17 protein-coding genes are annotated in these 18,902 nt (G+C 72.1%); 12 read left to right on the top strand and 5 right to left on the bottom strand.

The annotated features are described in order from the left end of the window. Nucleotides 1-24: 24 nt before the first annotated feature. A complete protein-coding gene (locus E1293_RS30220) occupies nucleotides 25-930 on the bottom strand; it encodes an NAD(P)/FAD-dependent oxidoreductase (RefSeq protein ID WP_132200887.1) in 906 nt (301 codons plus the stop codon). Between the two features lie 64 nt (nucleotides 931-994). Here E1293_RS30220 and E1293_RS30215 point away from each other — a divergent pair, with 64 nt between their 5' ends. Further along, nucleotides 995-1,567, top strand: a complete 573-nt coding sequence (locus tag E1293_RS30215; protein WP_207939175.1) for a helix-turn-helix domain-containing protein — start codon at nucleotides 995-997, stop codon at nucleotides 1,565-1,567. A gap of 16 nt (nucleotides 1,568-1,583) precedes the next feature. Continuing rightward, nucleotides 1,584-2,861, top strand: a complete 1,278-nt coding sequence (locus tag E1293_RS30210; RefSeq protein WP_243716779.1) for an MFS transporter — start codon at nucleotides 1,584-1,586, stop codon at nucleotides 2,859-2,861. Here E1293_RS30210 and ddaH read toward each other — a convergent pair. Beyond that, nucleotides 2,858-3,697 (bottom strand): dimethylargininase, encoded by an 840-nt coding sequence (gene ddaH, locus E1293_RS30205; protein ID WP_424923695.1) that lies wholly within the window; start codon nucleotides 3,695-3,697, stop codon nucleotides 2,858-2,860. The genes E1293_RS30210 and ddaH overlap by 4 nt on opposite strands. A 339-nt stretch (nucleotides 3,698-4,036) precedes the next feature. Between ddaH and E1293_RS30200 the strand changes: the two genes are divergently transcribed. Both E1293_RS30200 and E1293_RS30195 read left to right on the top strand, forming a co-directional pair. After that, nucleotides 4,037-4,609, top strand: coding sequence for an ArsR/SmtB family transcription factor (locus tag E1293_RS30200; protein ID WP_207939174.1), 573 nt, complete (start codon nucleotides 4,037-4,039; stop codon nucleotides 4,607-4,609). Next, nucleotides 4,606-5,883: an MFS transporter gene (locus tag E1293_RS30195; protein WP_132200884.1), complete on the top strand. Its 1,278-nt coding sequence runs from the start codon at nucleotides 4,606-4,608 to the stop codon at nucleotides 5,881-5,883. The genes E1293_RS30200 and E1293_RS30195 overlap by 4 nt, the downstream gene beginning before the upstream one ends. Nucleotides 5,884-5,934: 51 nt before the next feature. Here E1293_RS30195 and E1293_RS30190 read toward each other — a convergent pair whose 3' ends face one another. Next, complete coding sequence (locus tag E1293_RS30190; protein WP_132200883.1) at nucleotides 5,935-7,443, bottom strand: helix-turn-helix domain-containing protein; 1,509 nt, start codon at nucleotides 7,441-7,443, stop codon at nucleotides 5,935-5,937. A gap of 110 nt (nucleotides 7,444-7,553) precedes the next feature. Between E1293_RS30190 and E1293_RS30185 the strand changes: the two genes are divergently transcribed. From E1293_RS30185 to E1293_RS30175, 3 genes are all read left to right on the top strand, one after another. Then, complete coding sequence (locus E1293_RS30185) at nucleotides 7,554-8,792, top strand: NAD(P)/FAD-dependent oxidoreductase (RefSeq protein ID WP_132200882.1); 1,239 nt, start codon at nucleotides 7,554-7,556, stop codon at nucleotides 8,790-8,792. Between the two features lie 84 nt (nucleotides 8,793-8,876). Further along, nucleotides 8,877-9,773 (top strand): DUF2637 domain-containing protein, encoded by an 897-nt coding sequence (locus E1293_RS30180; protein ID WP_132200881.1) that lies wholly within the window; start codon nucleotides 8,877-8,879, stop codon nucleotides 9,771-9,773. Between the two features lie 53 nt (nucleotides 9,774-9,826). Further along, nucleotides 9,827-10,435, top strand: coding sequence for a hemerythrin domain-containing protein (locus tag E1293_RS30175; protein WP_243716777.1), 609 nt, complete (start codon nucleotides 9,827-9,829; stop codon nucleotides 10,433-10,435). A 61-nt stretch (nucleotides 10,436-10,496) separates the two neighbouring features. Here E1293_RS30175 and lpdA read toward each other — a convergent pair whose 3' ends face one another. Next, nucleotides 10,497-11,900 carry a dihydrolipoyl dehydrogenase gene (gene lpdA / locus E1293_RS30170; protein ID WP_132200880.1) on the bottom strand — a complete coding sequence of 468 codons (1,404 nt, stop codon included), beginning with the start codon at nucleotides 11,898-11,900 and terminating at the stop codon, nucleotides 10,497-10,499. 300 nt (nucleotides 11,901-12,200) lie between these two features. Between lpdA and E1293_RS30165 the strand changes: the two genes are divergently transcribed. Both E1293_RS30165 and E1293_RS30160 read left to right on the top strand, forming a co-directional pair. Continuing rightward, entirely contained in the window at nucleotides 12,201-12,797 is a 597-nt protein-coding gene (locus E1293_RS30165; protein ID WP_132200879.1) for a hypothetical protein, read from the top strand. A 76-nt stretch (nucleotides 12,798-12,873) separates the two neighbouring features. Continuing rightward, nucleotides 12,874-14,274, top strand: a complete 1,401-nt coding sequence (locus E1293_RS30160; RefSeq protein ID WP_243716775.1) for an MFS transporter — start codon at nucleotides 12,874-12,876, stop codon at nucleotides 14,272-14,274. A gap of 315 nt (nucleotides 14,275-14,589) precedes the next feature. On the opposite strand, the gene E1293_RS30155 is transcribed toward E1293_RS30160, so the two are convergent. Next, nucleotides 14,590-14,895, bottom strand: coding sequence for an ArsR/SmtB family transcription factor (locus tag E1293_RS30155; protein ID WP_132200878.1), 306 nt, complete (start codon nucleotides 14,893-14,895; stop codon nucleotides 14,590-14,592). 192 nt (nucleotides 14,896-15,087) lie between these two features. On the opposite strand from E1293_RS30155, the gene E1293_RS30150 reads away from it, so the two are divergent. The 3 genes from E1293_RS30150 to E1293_RS30140 form a co-directional block, all read left to right on the top strand. Continuing rightward, complete coding sequence (locus tag E1293_RS30150; RefSeq protein WP_243716773.1) at nucleotides 15,088-16,506, top strand: family 2B encapsulin nanocompartment shell protein; 1,419 nt, start codon at nucleotides 15,088-15,090, stop codon at nucleotides 16,504-16,506. Then, complete coding sequence (locus tag E1293_RS30145; protein ID WP_243716772.1) at nucleotides 16,503-17,873, top strand: family 2B encapsulin nanocompartment shell protein; 1,371 nt, start codon at nucleotides 16,503-16,505, stop codon at nucleotides 17,871-17,873. Before E1293_RS30150 ends, E1293_RS30145 begins: the two co-directional genes overlap by 4 nt. Nucleotides 17,874-17,911: 38 nt before the next feature. Further along, nucleotides 17,912-18,902: polyprenyl synthetase family protein (locus E1293_RS30140; RefSeq protein WP_132200876.1), on the top strand; the 991-nt coding region annotated here is incomplete at its 3' end.

Below are 18,902 nucleotides of genomic sequence, written 5' to 3'. Positions count from 1 at the left end.
CCCCCGCACGTCCACCGCCCCACCCTAAGCAGAAGCGGCCAGGTGGACGGCTACGTCCTCTTCGATGAGGTCGGCGTTGATCATTGCGGCGGCCATGGAGCCCGCGGCGGCCGCCATGACGACCTGGCCGGCGGGGGCGACGACGTTGCCCGCCGCCCACACGCCGGGCACGCTGGTCCGCCCGGTCTGGTCGGCCTTCACGAAGCCGTCCTCGCCGAGCTCGCAGCCGAGGTCGGTCAGCAGCCCGTCCTTGGCGACCCACGTCGGCGCGAGGAACACGGCGTCGCAGCCGAGCACCGTGCCGTCCGCCAGTTCCAGCCCGGTGAGCCGGTCGTCCTCGACGACGGCGCGCCGCACCTCGCTCGCCACGACGGGGATGCCGCGCGCGTCCAGGCGGGCGGCGTCCTCGCCGTCCGGGGCCTTCGGCGCGACGAACGTCACGTCCGGCGACCACTGGCGGACCAGCGACGCCTGGTGGACGGAGTTCGGCGACGTCCCCAGCACGACGATCTTCCGGTCGCGGACCTCCCAGCCGTGGCAGTAGGGGCACATCTGCACCTCGCGTCCCCACCTCTCCCGCAAGCCCGGAATGTCCGGAAGGACGTCGGTCACGCCGGTGGTGACCAGCAGCCGGCGGCCCTTCAGCCGGGCTCCGCCGGCGAGGGTGAGGACGAATCCCTCCTCGGCGCGGGTGACCGTCCCCTCGACGATCTCGCCGCCGTAGCCGCGCACCTCGGTGCGGCCGGTCTCCAGGAGGCGTTCGGGCGGCATGCCGTCCCGGGTGAAGAAGCCGTGCATATGGCCGGCGCCGGCGTTGCGGGGCTCGCCCGCGTCCACGACGGTGACGGTGCGGCGGGCGCGGGCGAGGACCAGGGCGCCGCTCAGCCCCGCCGGCCCGCCACCGATGATCAGTACGTCTCGTGTGTCCATGCCCCGAGCGTGCGCGACGGCTTCCAGATTTGACAAACTCCTTTGCCGATCCTGCAATGAAGGCATGGAGAGCACGGAGGGCGTCCTGGCCGAGGTCGGGCCCCGCCTGCGGCGGCTGCGGCAGGAGAGAAGCGTCACACTGACCGCGCTCGCCGAGGCCACCGGCATCTCGGTGAGCACGCTGTCGCGGCTGGAGTCGGGCAAGCGACGCCCCAGCCTCGAACTGCTGCTGCCGCTCGCGAAGGCCCACCAGGTCCCGCTGGACGAGCTGGTCGGCGCCCCGGAGGTCGGCGATCCGCGGATCCGGCCGCGCCCGCAGCGGATGCACGACATGACCGTGCTGCCGCTCACCCGGAGACCAGGCGGGATGCAGGCGTTCAAGATGATCGTCCCGGAACGCCGGCGGACCCCGGAGCCGCAGTCCCACGAGGGCTACGACTGGCTGTACGTGCTGAACGGGCGGCTGCGCCTGCACCTCGCGGGCCGCGAGCTGGTCCTGGAGCCGGGCGAGGCGGCCGAGTTCGACACCCGGCTGCCGCACTGGTTCTCCGGCGCGGGCGGGCCCGTCGAGATCCTCAGCCTGTTCGGGCCGCAGGGGGAGCGGCTGCACCTCCGGGCGAGGCCCCGACGGTCGTGACATAACGTATATATCCGTGCAGACCGTCCAACCTCCCCTTGAATCCCCCTGCCCTGATAAAGCGAAGGCCACCCCGCTCGCGTGGGCCCTGTGGAGCGTCGGCGTCCTCGCCTACGCCGTGGCGGTACTGCACCGGACCTCGTTCGGCGTCGTCGGCCTGGACGCCGCCCACCGGTTCGACGCCTCCGCCGGGATCCTCGCGTCCTTCACCGTCCTGCAGTTGCTCGTCTACGCGGGCCTGCAGATCCCCGTCGGGCTGCTGCTCGACCGCGTCGGCCCGCGCTGGATGGTCGCCGGCGGCGCGCTCGTCATGGCCGGCGGGCAGGCGCTCATGGCCGCCTCCACCGGCATCGGGACGGCCGTCGCCGCCCGCGTGCTGGTCGGCGCGGGCGACGCCATGACGTTCATCAGCGTCCTCGGCATCGTCGCGACCTGGTTCCCCGGCCGGTACGTCCCCGTCGTCACCCAACTCACCGGGCAGCTCGGACAGCTCGGCCAGGTGCTCAGCGCCATCCCCCTCGTCGCCCTGCTGCACGGCCCCGGCTGGGGCACCGCGTTCGGGTCCGCCGCCGCGCTCGGCGTCCTCATGGCGGTCCTGTCCGTCGCCTTCCTGCGGAAGGGACCGGGCGACGCCAAGGTGCCGTCCCTCCGTGAAACGGGCACCAACCTCGCCGAGGCCTGGCGCCACCCCGGCACGCGGCTCGGCCTCTGGTCGCACTTCGTGACGCAGTTCTCGTCCAACACCTTCGCGCTGATGTGGGGCTACCCGTACCTGGTGTCGGGCCAGGGCATGCGCCCGGCCACCGCGTCGACCCTGCTGACCCTGTTCGTGCTGGTCAACGTCGTCTCGGGCCCGTTCATCGGACGCCTGGTCGCCCGCTACCCGCTGCGCCGCTCCTGGCTCGTCCTCGGCATCGTCGCGCTGAACGTCTCCGCCTGGACGGTCGTCCTCGCCGTCCCACCGCCCGCGCCGCCCTGGCTGCTGGTGCTCCTCGTCCTGTGCGTCGCGCCCGGCGGCCCCGGCTCGATGATCGGCTTCGACTACGCCCGGACGTTCAACCCGCCCGGACGGCAGGGCACCGCGACCGGCATCGTCAACGTGGGCGGCTTCTGCGCCTCCCTCGTCACGATCCTGCTGATCGGACTGGTCCTGGACGCGCTGTCACCGTCCGGCGAGTTCACGCCCGGAGCGTTCCGCGCGGCATGGACCGTCCAGATCGGCATCTGGGCGATCGGCGTGACGGGCGTCCTGCGCACCCGCGCCCTGGCCCGCCGCCGCCTCGCCCTCGACTAGGACCGCAGCTCCAGCGTGCAGCACTTCGGCCCGCCGCCCGCCTTGCGCAACTCGGACAGATCAATGGGAACCGGCTCGTACCCGCGTCCCCTGAGCGTCTCGATCAGCTCGACCGCCTCGGCGTTGATCACGACGTTCCGTCCGTCGCACACCGCATTGAGCCCGAGCACCGCCGCGTCCTGCGCCCCCGCCAGGATCGCCTCCGGGAACAGCCGCTCCAGCACCGCCCGGCTACCGGGCGAGAACGCGCCCGGGTAGTACGCGACGTTGTCGCCGCCGAGCGGAAAGAGCGCCGTGTCCAGGTGGTAGAAGCGCGGGTCGACGAGCCGGAGCGTCACCACCGGCCGTCCGAGGAACTCCTGCGCCTCCTGATGCGCGGCGATGTCCGTCCGGAACCCGGTCCCGGCCAGAATCACACGGTCGAGCGTGAGGAAGTCGCCCTCCCCCTCGTTGGTGTGCTCCGCCTCCAGCACCTCGGAGAACCCGTTCTCCAGCATCCACTTGGCATACGCGGGCCCTTCCGCGTACCGCTCCGGATACGTGAACTTCGCCCCGTACACCCGCCCGCCGACCACCAGCGCCCCATTGGCCGCGAACACCATGTCGGGCAGCCCCTCGATGGGGTCGATGAGGCTGACCGCGTGCCCCAGCGATCGGTACGCCGCCCGAAGCGCCTCCCACTGCTCGACGGCCTTCCCGGCGTCCGCCCCGGCCACCGGGTCCATCCACGGGTTGATCGCGTAGGTGACGGCGAAGTGCTCCGGACGGCACATCAGATACCGCCTGCGCAGCGCCGTCCGGACAGTGCTCGGCTCCATTGCCGGCATGACGGTCATACGTGTCTCCATGGCTTCCGAAGGGGGGATCGCTCGATCGGAAGCCTAGAAAGCCCGCGACGGAAAACCAATGCGCCAACCTTGCGCTGACCAGCCATTTCGTTGCGTCTTTACGGCCAAGAACGGCGTTTCGTTGCGCGCCCCGGAGGCTCTGCCCGCCCAGCGGCACCCGCCCCTCCGCTGTGGGTGGCCGGGACACGATGACCGTGTTGCAGGCGCGGCGGCTGTCGGGAACGGCTGGTCTGCTCCCGCGCGCGTGCTGGCCGACCGACAGTCGAGCAAGCAGTGTTGTGCAATATTTGTTGTGCAACTGCTGTTTCGGGGTTCACCATGGCTTTCGTGACTGATTCGGACGATTCCAAGGTGACCGACTCTCGGGTGCTCGCTGCGATGGCGCACCCGCTGCGCCGTCGTCTCATGGACGCGCTCAAGGTGTACGGGCCGGCGACCGCGAGCGCGCTGGCCGACCGGACCGACCAGGCGGTGGCCAACATCAGCCACCACCTGAAGGTGCTCGGCGCCGCCGGCCTGATCGCGGAGGCACCGGAACTGGCCAGGGACCGTCGCGAGCGCTGGTGGAGGTTGGTCGCACCGGAGCTCCGCTGGGTGACCGGCGACTTCGATGACGACCCGGCCCGCCAGGCGGTGGCCAATGCGGCGGTCTCGCTCAACCTCGACCGGCAGGTCAGCCTGGTCCGCGCCTGGCACGCCGTCAGGGAGGAACGTCCGGCATGGAACGGGGCGGCCTTCTCCGTCGACAAGTGGCTGCACCTGACCCCCGCCGAACTCGGGGAACTGGAGGAGGAGATCCTCGCCGTGCTCGACCGGTGGGAGCAGCGGACCCTCTCCGGCGACGGGCAGGCCCGTGAGCCGGTCTTCCTGTTCGCGCACGGTGTGCCGGCGCGGCCGTGACGGCCACCGGACTCGCGCCGTCGCACGGTTCCGGGCGCAGGTCGGGCGGTCTGTTCCGGCACCGGGATTTTCGGCTGCTGTGGGTCGGCCAGACCGCCGGCAAGGCGGGGAGCAGCGTGTCAAGCGTGGCCTTGCCGCTGGTCGCGGTCGTCACGTTGGGGGCGAGTACCTTCCAGGTGGCGCTGCTGTCCGCGGCGGCCTGGCTGCCCTGGCCGCTCATCGGCCTGCCGGCCGGGGCATGGGTGGACCGGCTGCCGCGCCGGCCGGTGATGCTCGCCTGCGACCTGGTCGCCCTGCTGCTCTTTCTCAGCGTTCCGGTCGCCGCGTGGCTGGATCGGCTGACCATCGGCCACCTGCTGGCCGTCGCGCTGGGAGCCGGTACCGCGAGTGTCTTCTTCCAGACGGCCTACCAGGTTTATCTGCCATGCCTTTTGGAGCGGGGCGACCTGGTCGAGGGCAACGCCAAGGTGCAGGCGAGCGAGGCCGCCGCCCAGGTCGGCGGTCCGGGGGTGGCGGGCCTGGTCGCGCAGCTCGCCGGTGCGGTGAACGCGCTGCTCATCGATGCGGCGAGCTTCCTGGTCTCGGCGCTCTGCCTGCTGGCGATCCGGGCCCGCGAGCCGCGTCCCGAGCGTGCCCGGCACGGCGGCACGCTGCGGCGGGAGATCGGGCAGGGCATCCGATTCGTGGTCCGGGACCCCTATCTGCGGGTGCTGACGCTGTTCTCGGCATTCAGCAACATCGGACTGGCCGGTTACCAGTCGATCCTGGCCGTCTTCCTGGTCCGCGAGGTCGGCGTGAGTCCGGGCATGGTCGGCGGCCTCGCCGCCGCCACCGGTCTCGGCGGAGTGATCGGCGCTGCCTCGTCCGCCGTGGCCCGTCGCTTCGGATCGGCCCGCAGCCTGCTCATCGCCGAGATCGGGGCGGCACCGTTCGGGCTCCTGATTCCGCTCACCACGCCAGGGGCGGGACTGGCGCTGACGGTTGCGGGCGGGTTCGTCGTCGGTGCCGGGGCCGCGGTCGGCAACGTCCTCAAGGGGAGCTTCCGGCAGACCTACAGTCCGCACGGCATGCTCGGCCGCGTCACGGTGAGCATGCAGCTGGTCAGCTACGGGACCATCCCGCTGGGCGCGCTGCTCGGTGGGTCCCTCGGCACCGCCTTCGGTATCCGCCCCGCCATGTGGATCATCATGAGCGTGCTGTCCATGACCGGGTTGGTCCTGTTGGCCGGGCCGCTTCGCCGGCACCGTGACCTGCCGGATCGGCCGGGGCGTTGAAAGGCCACCGGCCGCAACCCCTCGCTGCCGTCGCGGTAGACGGTGGGGGGGCTAGGTCGCGAGTAGGGCGTGTAGTTGGAGGCGTAGGGCCAGGCGTCTTTGGGGGGACGAGAGGTCCAGTGGGGTTACCTCGGTCATGCGGCGTAGGCGGTGGCGGAGGGTGTTGGGGTGGACGTCCAGGGCCTGGGCGGTGCCTTTCGTGTCGCCGTAGTGGTCCAGCCAGGCGGCGAGAGTCGGGAGGAAGGCCGTTCCGTGCTTGTCGTCGTGGGTTCGGAGGGCTGGGACGGGGCCGCCGAGCGCGTCTCCGGTGACGGCCTTTCTGGCGCGTTCGACGGTGACGGCGTCCCAGGCGTCCTCAAGGATGACCGCTCCGGGGGTGAGGCGGCCCGAGGTGATCAGGGCGGCCAGTTCGGCGGCCTCGGAGCGGGAGCGGGGGAGGTCGGCCGGGGAGCGGGCCAGGGAGCCGGCCGCCGCGTACAGGTCGTGGGCGCGGACGCGGAGGAGGACGTCGCGCAGCCAGGGCAGCGTTCCGGCTTCGGTGGTGTCGTGTCCGGGGTCCGTCAGCACCGCGAAGATCGTGCCGTCGAGGTCGGCGAGGAGGGGGCGATGCCAGCCGAAGCGGTGCACGATCGCGTCCCACAGGTCGAGGCGCCGGCGGGTGTCCTCGGTTTCGTCGCGGCCGCCCAGGGCCGCCACGCGCCATGGCGGGGGTGCCGGGACGGGGTGCGCGCCGTCGCGGAGGGCGGCGCGCAGCTGGTCGGCCGAGACGCGGCGGGCCACTCCGGCCTCGGCGCGCAGGCGCAGGAGGTGCAGGGCCAGGACGGAGGCCAGATCGGCCAGGCGTTTGACGCGGTCGGACGGGATCGGTGTGCGTGCCACGACCCAGATCGAGCCCAGCCATTCGCCGCCGGCGCGGACCGGGACGACCAGCCGGGGCAGCATGCCGTCCGGGCCCTCGGGGACGAGGACCGGGTCGCTCGACCGTGCCAGCTTGCGGAACACGCCCGAGGCGCGCAGGTGGGCGATGACCTGGGGCGGGACGCGGCGGCCGACGATCGTGGAGACGCGGGCGGGGTCGGTGCTGTCCTGGCGGCCGGAGTAGGCGAGGACGCGGGAGCGGGCGTCCTCCAGCGTGACCGGCGCGTCCGCGATCTCCGCGGCCGTGTCGGCCAGGGCGAACAGGTCGTCGTGCGGGCCGGACGGTCCGGGCAGGGGGGCGTAGGCGCGGTCGATGGCGCCGCGGATCAGCCAGATGACGTGCGTCCAGGACGTGTCCGGCTGTAGTTCGATCAGTGCGGGGCGCAGCCGGCGGGCGGCGCTGACGACCTCGGGGGGCAGGGGCGCCTTCAGGACGATGCCCGCCGCTCCCGTCGTGTCCGCCTGTTCCAGGAGCGCCACGGCGTCCGGTGTGCCCGCGCCGAGGACGATCTCGCCGGGCCGGCCGGCGGCCTCGCCCGGTTCGGCCAGGACGACGTCGTGCACCTGGGCGTCGGGGCCGTCCTCGACCATGCGGAGGAGGCCGGGGCCCAGGGAGTCGACGAGGCCGCGCAAGCTGATCATTGTGCGTTCAACACTATGCGATCCGTTCAGATTGGCCGGAACGAACGAAGGTGCGGGCGCGCGGGCGTATCACCATCGAAGTGATCCGTTTCACGAGGAGAGGAGAGGTCATGGCGCGTCGAGTCGCCGTCGTGGGCGCCGGCATGGTCGGGCTGTCCACCGCATGGTTCCTGCAGGAGCACGGTGCCGACGTCACCGTGTTCGACCGGCGGGACGTCGCGGCGGGCGCGTCCTGGGGCAACGCCGGATGGCTGACGCCCGGCCTGGCGACGCCGCTGCCCGAACCGGCCGTCCTCTCCTACGGCGTGCGCGCGGTGCTCAGCCCGTCGTCGCCCGTCTACGTCCCGCCGAGCGCGAACCCGAAGCTGCTCAGGTTCCTCGCGGGGTTCGCCCGCAACAGCACCGCGGCCCGGTGGCGGCGCGCGATGGAGTCGCTCGTGCCGATCAACGGGCGGGCGCTGCCGAGCTTCGACGCCCTGCTGGACGGCGGCGTCAAGGCGAGGACGAACGAGGCCGGATCGTTCCTCGCCGCCTACCGGACGGCCGGGGAGCGCCGCGTCCTGCTGGAGGAGATCGAGCACATCCGCGCGGCCGGCCAGGAGCTGGAGTACGAGGTCCTGGACGGCGACGAGGCGCGGCGGGTGGAGCCCGCCCTGTCCGGGGAGGTCGGCGCGGCGATCCTGCTGCGCGGCCAGCGCTTCATCAACCCGGGTGTGTTCGTGCACGCGCTGGCCGACTCCGTCCGCGACCGGGGCGGGAAGATCCGGGCGGGCGCGGCCGTCACCGACATCCGCGACGAAGCGGGCGGCGTGTCCGTGCGCACCGGCGGGAGCGACGCGGAGGCGTTCGACACCGTCGTGATCGCGAGCGGCGTGTGGCTCGGCGACCTCGCCAAGCGGTTCGGTGTCCGCTCCCTGGTCCAGGCGGGCCGCGGCTACAGCTTCAGCGTGCCGATGGACCGCGTCCCGGACGGCCCGGTCTACTTCCCCGCGCAGCGTGTGGCCTGCACGCCGCTCGGCGACCGGCTGCGCGTCGCCGGGATGATGGAGTTCCGCCGCCCGGAGGCGGCGCTCGACCCGCGCCGGGTCGACGCGATCGTCGAGGCCGCGCGTCCGCTGCTGCGCGGCGCCGACCTGGACGCCCGCCAGGACGAGTGGGTCGGTTCCCGGCCCTGCACGCGGGACGGCCTGCCGCTGATCGGCGCCACCCGCTCGCCGCGCGTCTTCGCCGCCGGCGGGCACGGCATGTGGGGCATCACGCTCGGCCCGGCGACCGGCCGTCTGCTCGCCGAGATGATCGCCACTGGTCACCGCCCGGGCGAGCTGGACCCCTTCGACCCGCTCCGCTGACGGCTGGGCGATATTGCCGGTTTCGTCCCGGACGGAGCTGTACCGTCACTGGGTGATCCAGACACCCCGTGCGGGAGGAACCCGATGGACGAGGCGCGGACGATCGAGCCGCTGACCCGGGCGCAGCGCGTCCTGGCCGGGGCCGGCGGCCTGTTCTTCGCCGGCCTGGCCGGCCTCGGCGGGTACGGGTCGTTCGCCTCCGTCCAGGGCGTCGCCGAGCCCTGGTTCGGCGGCCAGGCGTGGATCGTCCCGGCCGGCGTCGACCTCGGCATCCTCGCGCTGGTCTCGGTCGCGCTGCTGCTGGAATGGCTGGCCATGCCGATGCCGGCGCTGCGCTGGATGGCGTTCGCGTTCACCGCCGCCACCGTCTGGCTCAACGTGTCCGCCGCGCACGGCGACGTGACCGGCATGGTCATGCACGCGGCCATGCCGGTCCTGTTCATCACGTTCATCGAGGCCGTCCGGCACGCGATCCGCCGCCGCGCCGGGATCGCCGCCGGGACCGTCCGCGAGGGCATCCCGCTCGCCCGCTGGCTGCTGGCCCCGTTCTCGACGTTCCGGCTGTGGCGCCGCATGGTGCTGTGGCAGATCACGTCCTACCCACAGGCGTTGGTCGCCGAGCAGCGCCGCCGCCACGCGCTGGCCCTCCTGGACGCCCACTACGGCCGCAAGTGGAAGACGAAGGCGCCCGCCGACGTCGTCTGGATGCTCGCCGACGGTGTCATGCTCGACCAGGCTCTCGCCCGCGTCACCGAGCTCACCGCCCCGAAACCGGCGCCGAAACCGGCTCCGCAGCCCAAGGCTCCGCCCAAGAAGAGGGTCCCGCGCAGCGTCGCCACCGACAACGAGGCCCGCGCCCTGTCCATCATCGACGCCGAGCCCGGCATCACCGGCGCCGAGCTGGCGCGCCGCCTGGAGATCAGCCCCCGCCAGGGCCAGCGCCTCCTGAGCCGCCTCGCGACTCCGGCCCCCACGTCCTGATCGGTCACGTTTCCTTCGCGCGCTCCGTCAGTGCAGTGGATGAAGGAGGAAACGTGAGCAATTTCGAGTGGACCCCCATGTACGCCATGCACGATGCGCTGCGACGGGAGCTGGAGCGCCTCGCGAAGGCCACCGCCCGCATGGGCGACGACCCCCGCCGCGTCCTGGCGGCCGCCGCGGGCTGGGAGCTGTTCAAGACGGCCCTGCATGCCCACCACACCGCCGAGGACCGGGCGCTCTGGCCGGTGCTGTCCAGGACGCTCGAAGACCGTCCCGGAGACCTGGCGCTCCTGGACGCGATGGAGGCCGAGCACGCCGCCATCGACCCCGTCATCGAGGCCGTCGACACGGGCACCGACCCCGTCGGCGACCTCGTCGACGCCCTCGCCGCCGACCTGACCGCCCACCTGGCCCACGAGGAGAAGGAGGCGATCCCCCTGATGGACGCCACCCTGACCCTCGAGCAGTTCCAGAACTTCGGCAAGGTCCACGGCGAACTCGTCGGTCCCGACAGCCCGCGCGTGATCCCGTGGATGCTCGACGGCGCCGACGACGCGGTGGTGGCATCGCTGCTGGGGGTCGCGCCTCCGCCGGTGCGCGCCGCCTACGAAGGCGAATGGCGCCCCGCCTACGAGGCCCTGACCCTCTGGCCCGCCTCCTGACGTGGGAAGGCCGCCGCCGCGGATCCCGTCCGCGGCGGCGGCCTTCTCCCGTCTCCGGACCTCAGAGGTTGATCATGTGGCCGGCCAGGCCGTGCACGGCCTCCTTCATCGCCTCGCCCAGGGTCGGGTGGGCGTGGACGTTGCGGGCCACCTCGTTGACCGTCAGGTCCCACTGCTGGGCGAGGGTCAGCTCGGGCAGCAGCTCGGTGACCTCCGGGCCGATCATGTGCGCGCCGAGGATCTCGCCGTACTTGGCGTCGCTGATCACCTTGACGAAGCCGTCGCCCTCGCCCATGCCGAGCGCCTTGCCGTTGGCGCTGTAGGGGAACTTGGCGGTCTTGACGTCGAAGCCCTGCTCCTTGGCCTGCGCCTCCGTCCAGCCGAACGAGGCGACCTGCGGCTGGCAGTAGGTGGCGCGGGGGATCATCACGTAGTCGAGCTCCATCGTCTCGGCGTCCGCGATCGTCTCGGCCGCGACGATGCCCATCGCCTCGGCGGCGTGCGCGAGCATCAGCTTGGCGGTGACGTCGCCGATGGCGTAGATGTGCGGGACCGACGTCCGGCAGCGGCCGTCCACGTCGATCGCGCCGCGCTCGGTCAGGGCGACGCCGGCCTTCTCCAGGCCGTAGCCGTCCACGTTCGGCTGGAAGCCGATCGCCTGCAGCACCTTGTCGGTCTCGATGACCTGCTGGGCGCCGTCCTTGCCGGTGACGGTGACCTTGACCTTGTCTCCGGAGTCGTCGATGGCGTCCACCCGGGTGGAGGTGAGGACGTCCACGCCGAGCTTGCGGTACCGCTTCGCCAGCTCCTTCGACACGTCGGCGTCCTCGTTCGGGACCATCCGGTCGAGGAACTCGACGATCGTGACCTTCACCCCGTAGTTGTGCAGGACGTAGGCGAACTCGACGCCGATCGCGCCCGCACCCGCGATGACGATGCTCCCCGGCAGCTCGGCGCTGAGGATCTGCTCCTCGTAGGTGACGACCCGCTCCGACAGGGACGTCCCCGGCAGCAGCTTGGTGTGCGCGCCCGCCGCGATGATGCAGCTGCCGAACGTCACCGTCTCGCTCGACCCGTCCTGCCGCGACACCTGCAGCGTGTTCGGGTCGGTGAAGGTGCCGCGCCCGTCATAGGACGTGATCTTGTTCTTCTTCATCAGGAACTGGACGCCCTTGACGAGCTTGTCCGACACCTGGCGGCTGCGCTGGAAGGCGACGCCGTAGTCGAAGGACACGCTGCCCTCGACGCTGATCCCGAAGGTCTCCTGCTCCCGGGTGAAGATGTGCGCCAGCTCGGCGTTGCGCAGCAGCGCCTTCGAGGGGATGCAGCCGACGTTGAGGCACACCCCGCCCCAGTACCTCTCCTCGATGATCGCCGTCTTCAGCCCGAGCTGTGCCGACCGGATCGCGGCGACATATCCACCCGGGCCCGCGCCCAGGACCACGACGTCAAAGTGTTCGCTCATATCAGTGGACGATATTCGCCCTGGGCTGGTGCTCGCATCCCGGCCGGCGCACGCGGGGCGCCGGGTGGGAGCCGGCGTCACGTCCTGTTAGTGTTTCGAAGGTCTCCCTCCGGTCACGAACCGCGGGAGGCGCGTGAGCGACAGGCGGCGCGCCGGGACCGGCGCGAGCCCCGACCCGTCCCGGCCGCGAGCCCGGCGGCGTCCCCTGGAACGGCCGTGCCACGGTGCCGGAGCACGATGGAACATCGTGCCGCGGCCCGGTCGTTGTCCCCGTTCCGAGCCGAGTGGAGGAGAAGACGAGTGCGGATTCCCAAGCGCGTCAACACCGTCCTGGACTGGATGGAGCAGCACTATCTCGCGCTCGGGGTGGTCGTCGCGCTGGTCGTGGTCGCGCTGGTCGCCACGCTCGCGCCGGCGGCCGTCGGCCTCCCGGTCGCCGGGTTCGTCCTCGGCGGCGCGGCGGGCGGCCTGCTCGTGCACGTCCGGCTGAGCCGCCGCATCGCCCGCGGCCGCGCCGACGTCGACAACCTGCTCCGCGAGAACGGCGCGCTGCGGCACCGCAACACCGTCCTCGCCAGCGGGGTGATCACGCGGGAGGCGCAGGAGACGCAGGCCCTCGTCGCGATCCCGGAGGACGACCTGCTGGACGGGCCGGAGGCCGACCCGCAGAGCACCGCGACCCTCGACGAACTGCTCGACGCCGGCGACCCGCAGACCACCGACGAGCTTCCCGGGCCGCCCGAAGAAGCGGAAGTTCCGGAAGAGCCGGAAGATCCGGCCGAGAGCGATCCGCAGCGCACCACCGTCCTCCCCACACTGCCCGACGACCTGCTGGAACCCGGCGGCGAGGACGACGAGGACACCGCGCGGACGCCCCGAAAGTCCCGCAGGGCCTGACCCGTAACCGCGTTCGCTGAGTCATCGGAACCCCAACACGGCGTTATCTTTGCTGATCTTCGGGCAGGGGCATTCCGTGAGCGACTCGATGAACCCCGCCCCCGGGGAGGAACCGCGGCAGGCCGGTGACGGCGTGAACCTGTCGAAGGAAGAGGTCGACGAGTCCGCGGTCCGCAAAGCCGTGATCGCCTCGGCGATGGGCAACTGCGTGGAGTGGTTCGACTTCGGCGTGTTCAGCGCCGGCGTGATGACCTCGATCGTCGGCACGGTCTTCTTCCCCGAGGGGGCGGCCGGCAGCGCGACGCTGCGCTCGTTCGCGCTGATCGCGGCGGCGTTCCTCGCCCGCCCGTTCGGCGGGATGTTCTTCGGGCCGATGGGCGACAAGCTCGGCCGCAAGCGGGTGCTGGCCGCCACGATCATCCTGATGTCGGGCTCCACGTTCGTGATCGGCATCCTGCCCGGCTACACCACGATCGGGATCGCCGCGCCGCTGCTGCTGCTCGGCGTCCGGCTGGTCCAGGGCTTCTCGACGGGCGGCGAGTACGGCGGCGCCGCCACGATGATCGCCGAGTACGCGCCGACGAACCGGCGCGGGTTCTTCGGCGCGTTCCTGGAGCTCGGCACGCTGTCGGGGTACATCCTCGGCGCCGGGCTCGTCCTGCTGATGGACCTGGCGCTCAGCACGGAGTCGATGCACGACTGGGGCTGGCGCATCCCGTTCATGATCGCGCTGCCGCTCGGCATGGTCGGCCTGTTCGTCCGGACGCGCATCGAGGACACCCCGACGTTCCAGAAGATGGAGGAGGCGGGCAACAAGTCCGAGTCGCCGCTGCGGGACACGCTGGAGCACTACTGGCGCGTCATCCTGATGCTCATCGGCATCGTGTTCCTGCTGAACGTCGCGGACTACACGCTGCTGACGTTCATGCCGTCCTACCTCGTCGACTACCTGGACAAGAACGACACCACGGCGCAGCTCATCACCATCCTGGTGGAGGCGCTGATGATCATGGTGATCCTGCCGCTCGGCGCGCTGTCGGACCGGATCGGCCGGAAACCGCTGCTGATCACCGCGGCGATCGGCTACATCTTCCTGTCCTGGCCGGCGTTCGCGCTCATGCAGACCAACAGCGCCCTCGGGGTGGCCCTCGGCTACGCGATCGTCGGCGGCCTGCTGGTGCTGATGCTGGCCGTGATCGGGGCGACGTTCCCCGCGATGTTCCCCACCAAGGTGCGGTACGGGGCGTTCGCGATCGGCTACAACATCTCGACGTCGGTGTTCGGCGGGACGGTCGCCGTGCTGGTCGGCTCGCTCATCGACGCGACGGGGTCCAACTACATCCCCGCCTACTACCTGATGATCGCCGGGCTGGTGGCGCTGTACCCGATCATCAAGATCCCGGAGACGGCGGGCGTGCCGATCGAGCGGGCCGGAACGGAGAACGCCCCGGAACCGGCGGGTTCCGGGGCGAGGTGACGGCGCCGTCAGTGCGAGCGGGCGAAGTGCCGGCGGGCCCAGCCCGCCAGCGAACCCGCGATCACCAGTGCGGTGCCGGTCTCGATCGCCAGTGCTGTCCAGACTCCGGCCACTGGGAGCCTCCCCTCGGTTTCCGCGGGCCCGTCCTGACCGGACCCGATGCTCATCGGGTGTAACACCGGGAAGCGGTCGATCTTTCCTTGCCCAGGCCGTCGAACCACGTGATTTGCCTCACGCACACCTGGCCTGACCTGCAATGAAACCTGCACCGAGGGTAAAGGACGCTGGTCGTCGGCTTGCCTCCCGCCGGGCCCGTCACTCTCCCGCGTCGAGGTGTTGTTCGAGGGCGTCGAGCCGTGCCGCCCATGCGCGTCTGTAGGGGGCCAGCCAGACGTCGACTTCGGTGAGCGGCTCCAGGCGGACCTCGTACACGCGGCGCTGCGCCTCCTGGCGGGCTTGGACGAGGCCCGCGTCGCGCAGCACTTTGAGGTGCTTGGACGTCCCCGGCTGCGTGAGCCCCAGTTGCTCGACGAGTTCGCCGACCGGGCGGGGGCGCTCCAGCAGCAAATCCAGGATGTGGCGGCGGGTCGGCTCGGCGAGCACGGCGAACGCGGACGACATGACGCAATCATAACCGTCCGGTCATATGTCCTCGGTGGCATATTCGGTCGCGAGGGTGCTACTTGTGTGGCGGCGAGGCCAAGCCGAAGTGGGGGATGGCTCGTTGCGATCTGCCGATTACCGTCTGTAGCGTCACCGATGGCCGAACGCGGCCCCTTCCTGACAGACCCACGACGAATCGGTGGTGCGGACGTGACGGAACAGCAGCAGCAAGAGCAGCAGCAACAGAGCCTCGGTACCGCGGCTGCGCGGAACCTGGCGACCACGACCAAGTCCGTCCCGCAGATGCAGGGCATCACGTCGCGGTGGCTGCTGAAGCTGCTGCCGTGGGTGGAGGCGTCCGGCGGCGCCTACCGGGTCAACCGGCGGCTCACCTACACGCTCGGCGACGGCCGGGTCACGTTCGTGACCACCGGCGCCGACGTGCGGGTCATCCCGCGCGAGCTGGGCGAGCTGGCCCCGCTGCGCGGCTTCGACGACGACCTCGCCCTGGACGCCATCGCCGGGCGCTTCACCCAGCAGGAGTACGAGCCCGGCGACGTCGTCGTGGAGCGCGGACGTCCCGTCGACCGCGTCGTCCTCGTCGCGCACGGCAAGCTCAGCAAGATCGGTGCCGGGGAGTACGGCGCCGACGCCGTCCTCGGGACGCTCGCGAACGGCGACTTCTTCGGCGAGCAGGCCCTCCTCGGCACGGAGGAGGGCGAGGGGCCCGCGGAGTGGGACCACACGGTCAAGGCCGTGACCGCCTGCACGATCCTCAGCATGAGCGAGACCGACTTCCAGGAGACGCTCGGCCAGTCCGCGTCGCTGCAAGCGCACCTGGAGGAGTACAAGGCCAGCCCGGCGCGCGCGCACAACGCGCACGGCGAGGCGGCGATCGACGTGGCGTCCGGGCACGCCGGCGAGCCCGTCCTGCCGGGGACGTTCGTCGACTACGAAGGCTCGCCCCGGGAGTACGAGCTGAGCGTCGCGCAGACCGTCCTGCGCGTCCACACCCGCGTCGCCGACCTCTACAACCAGCCGATGGACCAGGTCGAGCAGCAGCTCCGGCTGACCATCGAGGCGCTGCGCGAGCGGCAGGAGAACGAGCTCGTCAACAACCGCGACTTCGGCCTGCTGCACAACGCCGACCTGTCGCAGCGCATCCACACCCGCTCCGGCCCGCCCACGCCCGACGACATGGACGAGCTGCTCACCGTCGTCTGGAAGGACCCGGCGTTCTTCCTCGCCCACCCGAAGTCGATCGCCGCGTTCGGGCGCGAGTGCAGCGCGCGCGGCGTCTACCCCGACAGCGTCGACGTCGGCGGCCACAAGGTCCCCGGCTGGCGGGGCGTGCCGATCTTCCCGTGCAACAAGATCCCGGTCAGCCCGACGCGGACCAGCTCGATCCTGCTGATGCGGACCGGCGAGGCGGCGCAGGGCGTCGTCGGCCTGCACCAGACCGGGCTGCCGGACGAGTACCAGCCCGGCCTGTCGGTCCGCTACATGGGCATCGACGAGAAGGCGCTCATCTCCTACCTGGTCAGCGCCTACTACTCGGCCGCCGTCCTGGTGCCCGACGCGCTCGGCATGCTGGAGTCCGTCGAGATCGCGCACGGCGGCGGCGAGTGACCGAGCAGCGGCTGGCCCTCGGCACGCGGGCCGCACGCAACCTCGCGACGACGACCAAGTCCGTCCCGCAGATGCGGGGCATCACCCCGCGGTGGCTGATGGCGCAGCTGCCGTGGGTGCGGGCGGACGCCGGCACCTACCGGGTGAACCGCAGGCTCACCTACCAGCTCGGCGACGGGCTGGTGACGTTCCTCAACGACGGCGCCGACGTCAGGGTCGTCCCGCCGGAGCTGGCCGAGCTGCCGCCGCTGCGCGGCCTGGCCGACCCCGCGCTCCTGGACGGTCTCGCCGCGCGGTTCGAGCAGCGCGAGTACGCCCCCGGCGAGACGATCGCGGAGGCGGGCCGGCCGCTCGACGCCGTCCACCTCATCGCGCACGGCAAGGTCGAGGAGGTCGGACCGGGCGAGTACGACGCCGGCTCCCTGATCGGCGTCCACGCGGACGGCCGGTTCTTCGGCGACACGGCGCTGCTGGACACGTCCGCGGAGTGGCCGCACACGTTCCGCGCCCGGACCCCCACGACCGTCCTGTCCCTGGGGCGGGCGGCGATCGAGGAGCTGACCGGCCGGTCCGACGCGCTCCGCGCGCACCTGGAGGCGTACCGGGACGCGCCCGCCCCGCCGCAGACCAGGCACGGCGAGGCGGTGATCGAGCTGGCGGCCGGGCACGCCGGCGAACCCGTGCTGCCCGGCACGTTCGTCGACTACGAGGGCTCGCCGCGCGAGTACGAGATGGGCGTCACCCAGACGCTCCTGCGCGTCCACAGCCGCGTCGCCGACCTCTACAACGGGCCGATGGACCAGGTCGAGCAGCAGCTCCGGCTGACGATCGAGGAGGTCGCGGAGCGGCAGGAGCACGAGCTGGTCAACAACCGTGACTTCGGCCTGCTGCACAACGCCGACCTGCGGCAGCGCATCCAGACCGGCGGCGGGCCGCCGACCCCGTACGACATGGACGAGCTGCTGGCGCGGCGCCGCAAGACCCGGTTCTTCCTCGCCCACCCGAGGACGATCGCCGCGATCGGCCGCGAGTGCACCCGCCTCGGCATCTACCCGGCGCCCGTGGAGGTGGACGGCCGCCGCGTGCACGCCTGGCGCGGCGTCCCGATCTTCCCGTGCGACAAGATCCCGATCAGTCCGGCCGGGACCAGCTCGATCCTCGCCCTGCGCACCGGGGAGGACGACCACGGCGTCATCGGGCTGCGCCGCACCGGGCTGTCCGGCGAGGTCCGGCCGGGGCTGTCGGTCCGGTTCACCGGCGTCGACGCCAAGGGGCTGCTGACCTACCTGGTCAGCGCCTACTACTCGGCCGCGGTGCTGGTCCCCGACGCCCTCGGCGTCCTGGAGAACGTCGAGATCGCCCGCTGACGAAGGCCAGCATCGCCCGCCGACGAGAGGGACGTGCCATGCCCGCCTGGAAGGACGACCCGGCCGTCGTCGCCTGCGACCACCGTCCGGGGCCGGACCACCGCCCCCGCACGGCGGCCGAGGTGCTCGCCTGGAGCCGCCGCCTGCTCGACCCCGCGCTGCGGCGCGCGGTCGAGACCATGCCGGACGCGTCGCGCTCCGTCGCGGCGTTCCACTTCGGCTGGTGCGACGAGCGGGGGCGGCCGGCCGCCGGGCCGGGCGGCAAGGCGATCCGTCCCGCGCTCGCACTGCTCGCCGCGGAGGCGGCCGGGGGGACGGCGGGGGCCGCCCTCCCGGCCGCCGTGGCGGTCGAGCTGGCGCACAACTTCTCGCTCCTGCACGACGACGTGATGGACGGCGACCGCACCCGCCGGCACCGCCGCACCGCCTGGACCGTCTTCGGGGCGAACGCCGCGATCCTGACCGGCGACGGGCTCCTCGCGGCGGCCTTCGAGGTGCTCGCCGAGAAGCCGTCCCCGGCGCTGGCGCGCAGCGTCCGCGTCCTCGGCCGGGCGGTCGTCGAGCTGGTCGAGGGGCAGTGCGCCGACCTGGAGTTCGAGCGGCGCGGCGACGTCACGGTCGACGAATGCCTGGCGATGGCCGGCCGCAAGACCGGCGCGCTCATCGGCGCGGCCTGCGCGCTCGGCGCCGTCCACGGCGGCGCCGGGCCTGGGCGGGCCGGCCGCTTCCGCGCCTTCGGTGAGCGCGTCGGCCTCGCGTTCCAGCTCGTGGACGACCTGCTCGGCATCTGGGGCGAACCGGCGGTCACCGGCAAACCCGTCCATTCCGACCTGTGCAGCGGCAAGAAGTCGCTGCCCGTCGTCGCGGCCCTCACCTCCGGCACCCCGGCCGGCACCGAACTGGCCGCGCTCTACCTGCGCGAGGAGCCCCTCACCGGCGAGGAGACGATCCGCGCCGCCGCGCTCATCGAGGACTCCGGCGCCCGCGCCTGGGCCGCCGACCGCGCCGCCACCCTGCTCGGTGAGGCCC

It is taken from the genome of Actinomadura darangshiensis (genome assembly GCF_004349235.1).
In the GTDB taxonomy this organism is placed as follows: domain Bacteria; phylum Actinomycetota; class Actinomycetes; order Streptosporangiales; family Streptosporangiaceae; genus Spirillospora; species Spirillospora darangshiensis.
This window is presented reverse-complemented; position numbering and strand designations above follow the sequence as displayed.

Bases quoted from the DNA above. Each gene is read 5' to 3' on its own strand.
- E1293_RS30190 (WP_132200883.1), bottom strand. From the start codon at position 7,443: ATGATCAGCTTGCGCGGCCTCGTCGACTCCCTGGGCCCCGGCCTCCTC.
- E1293_RS30155 (WP_132200878.1), bottom strand. From the start codon at position 14,895: ATGTCGTCCGCGTTCGCCGTGCTCGCCGAGCCGACCCGCCGCCACATC.
- ddaH (WP_424923695.1), bottom strand. From the start codon at position 3,697: ATGACCGTCATGCCGGCAATGGAGCCGAGCACTGTCCGGACGGCGCTG.
- lpdA (WP_132200880.1), bottom strand. From the start codon at position 11,900: ATGAGCGAACACTTTGACGTCGTGGTCCTGGGCGCGGGCCCGGGTGGA.
- E1293_RS30215 (WP_207939175.1), top strand. From the start codon at position 995: ATGGAGAGCACGGAGGGCGTCCTGGCCGAGGTCGGGCCCCGCCTGCGG.
- E1293_RS30220 (WP_132200887.1), bottom strand. From the start codon at position 930: ATGGACACACGAGACGTACTGATCATCGGTGGCGGGCCGGCGGGGCTG.
- E1293_RS30180 (WP_132200881.1), top strand. From the start codon at position 8,877: ATGGACGAGGCGCGGACGATCGAGCCGCTGACCCGGGCGCAGCGCGTC.
- E1293_RS30185 (WP_132200882.1), top strand. From the start codon at position 7,554: ATGGCGCGTCGAGTCGCCGTCGTGGGCGCCGGCATGGTCGGGCTGTCC.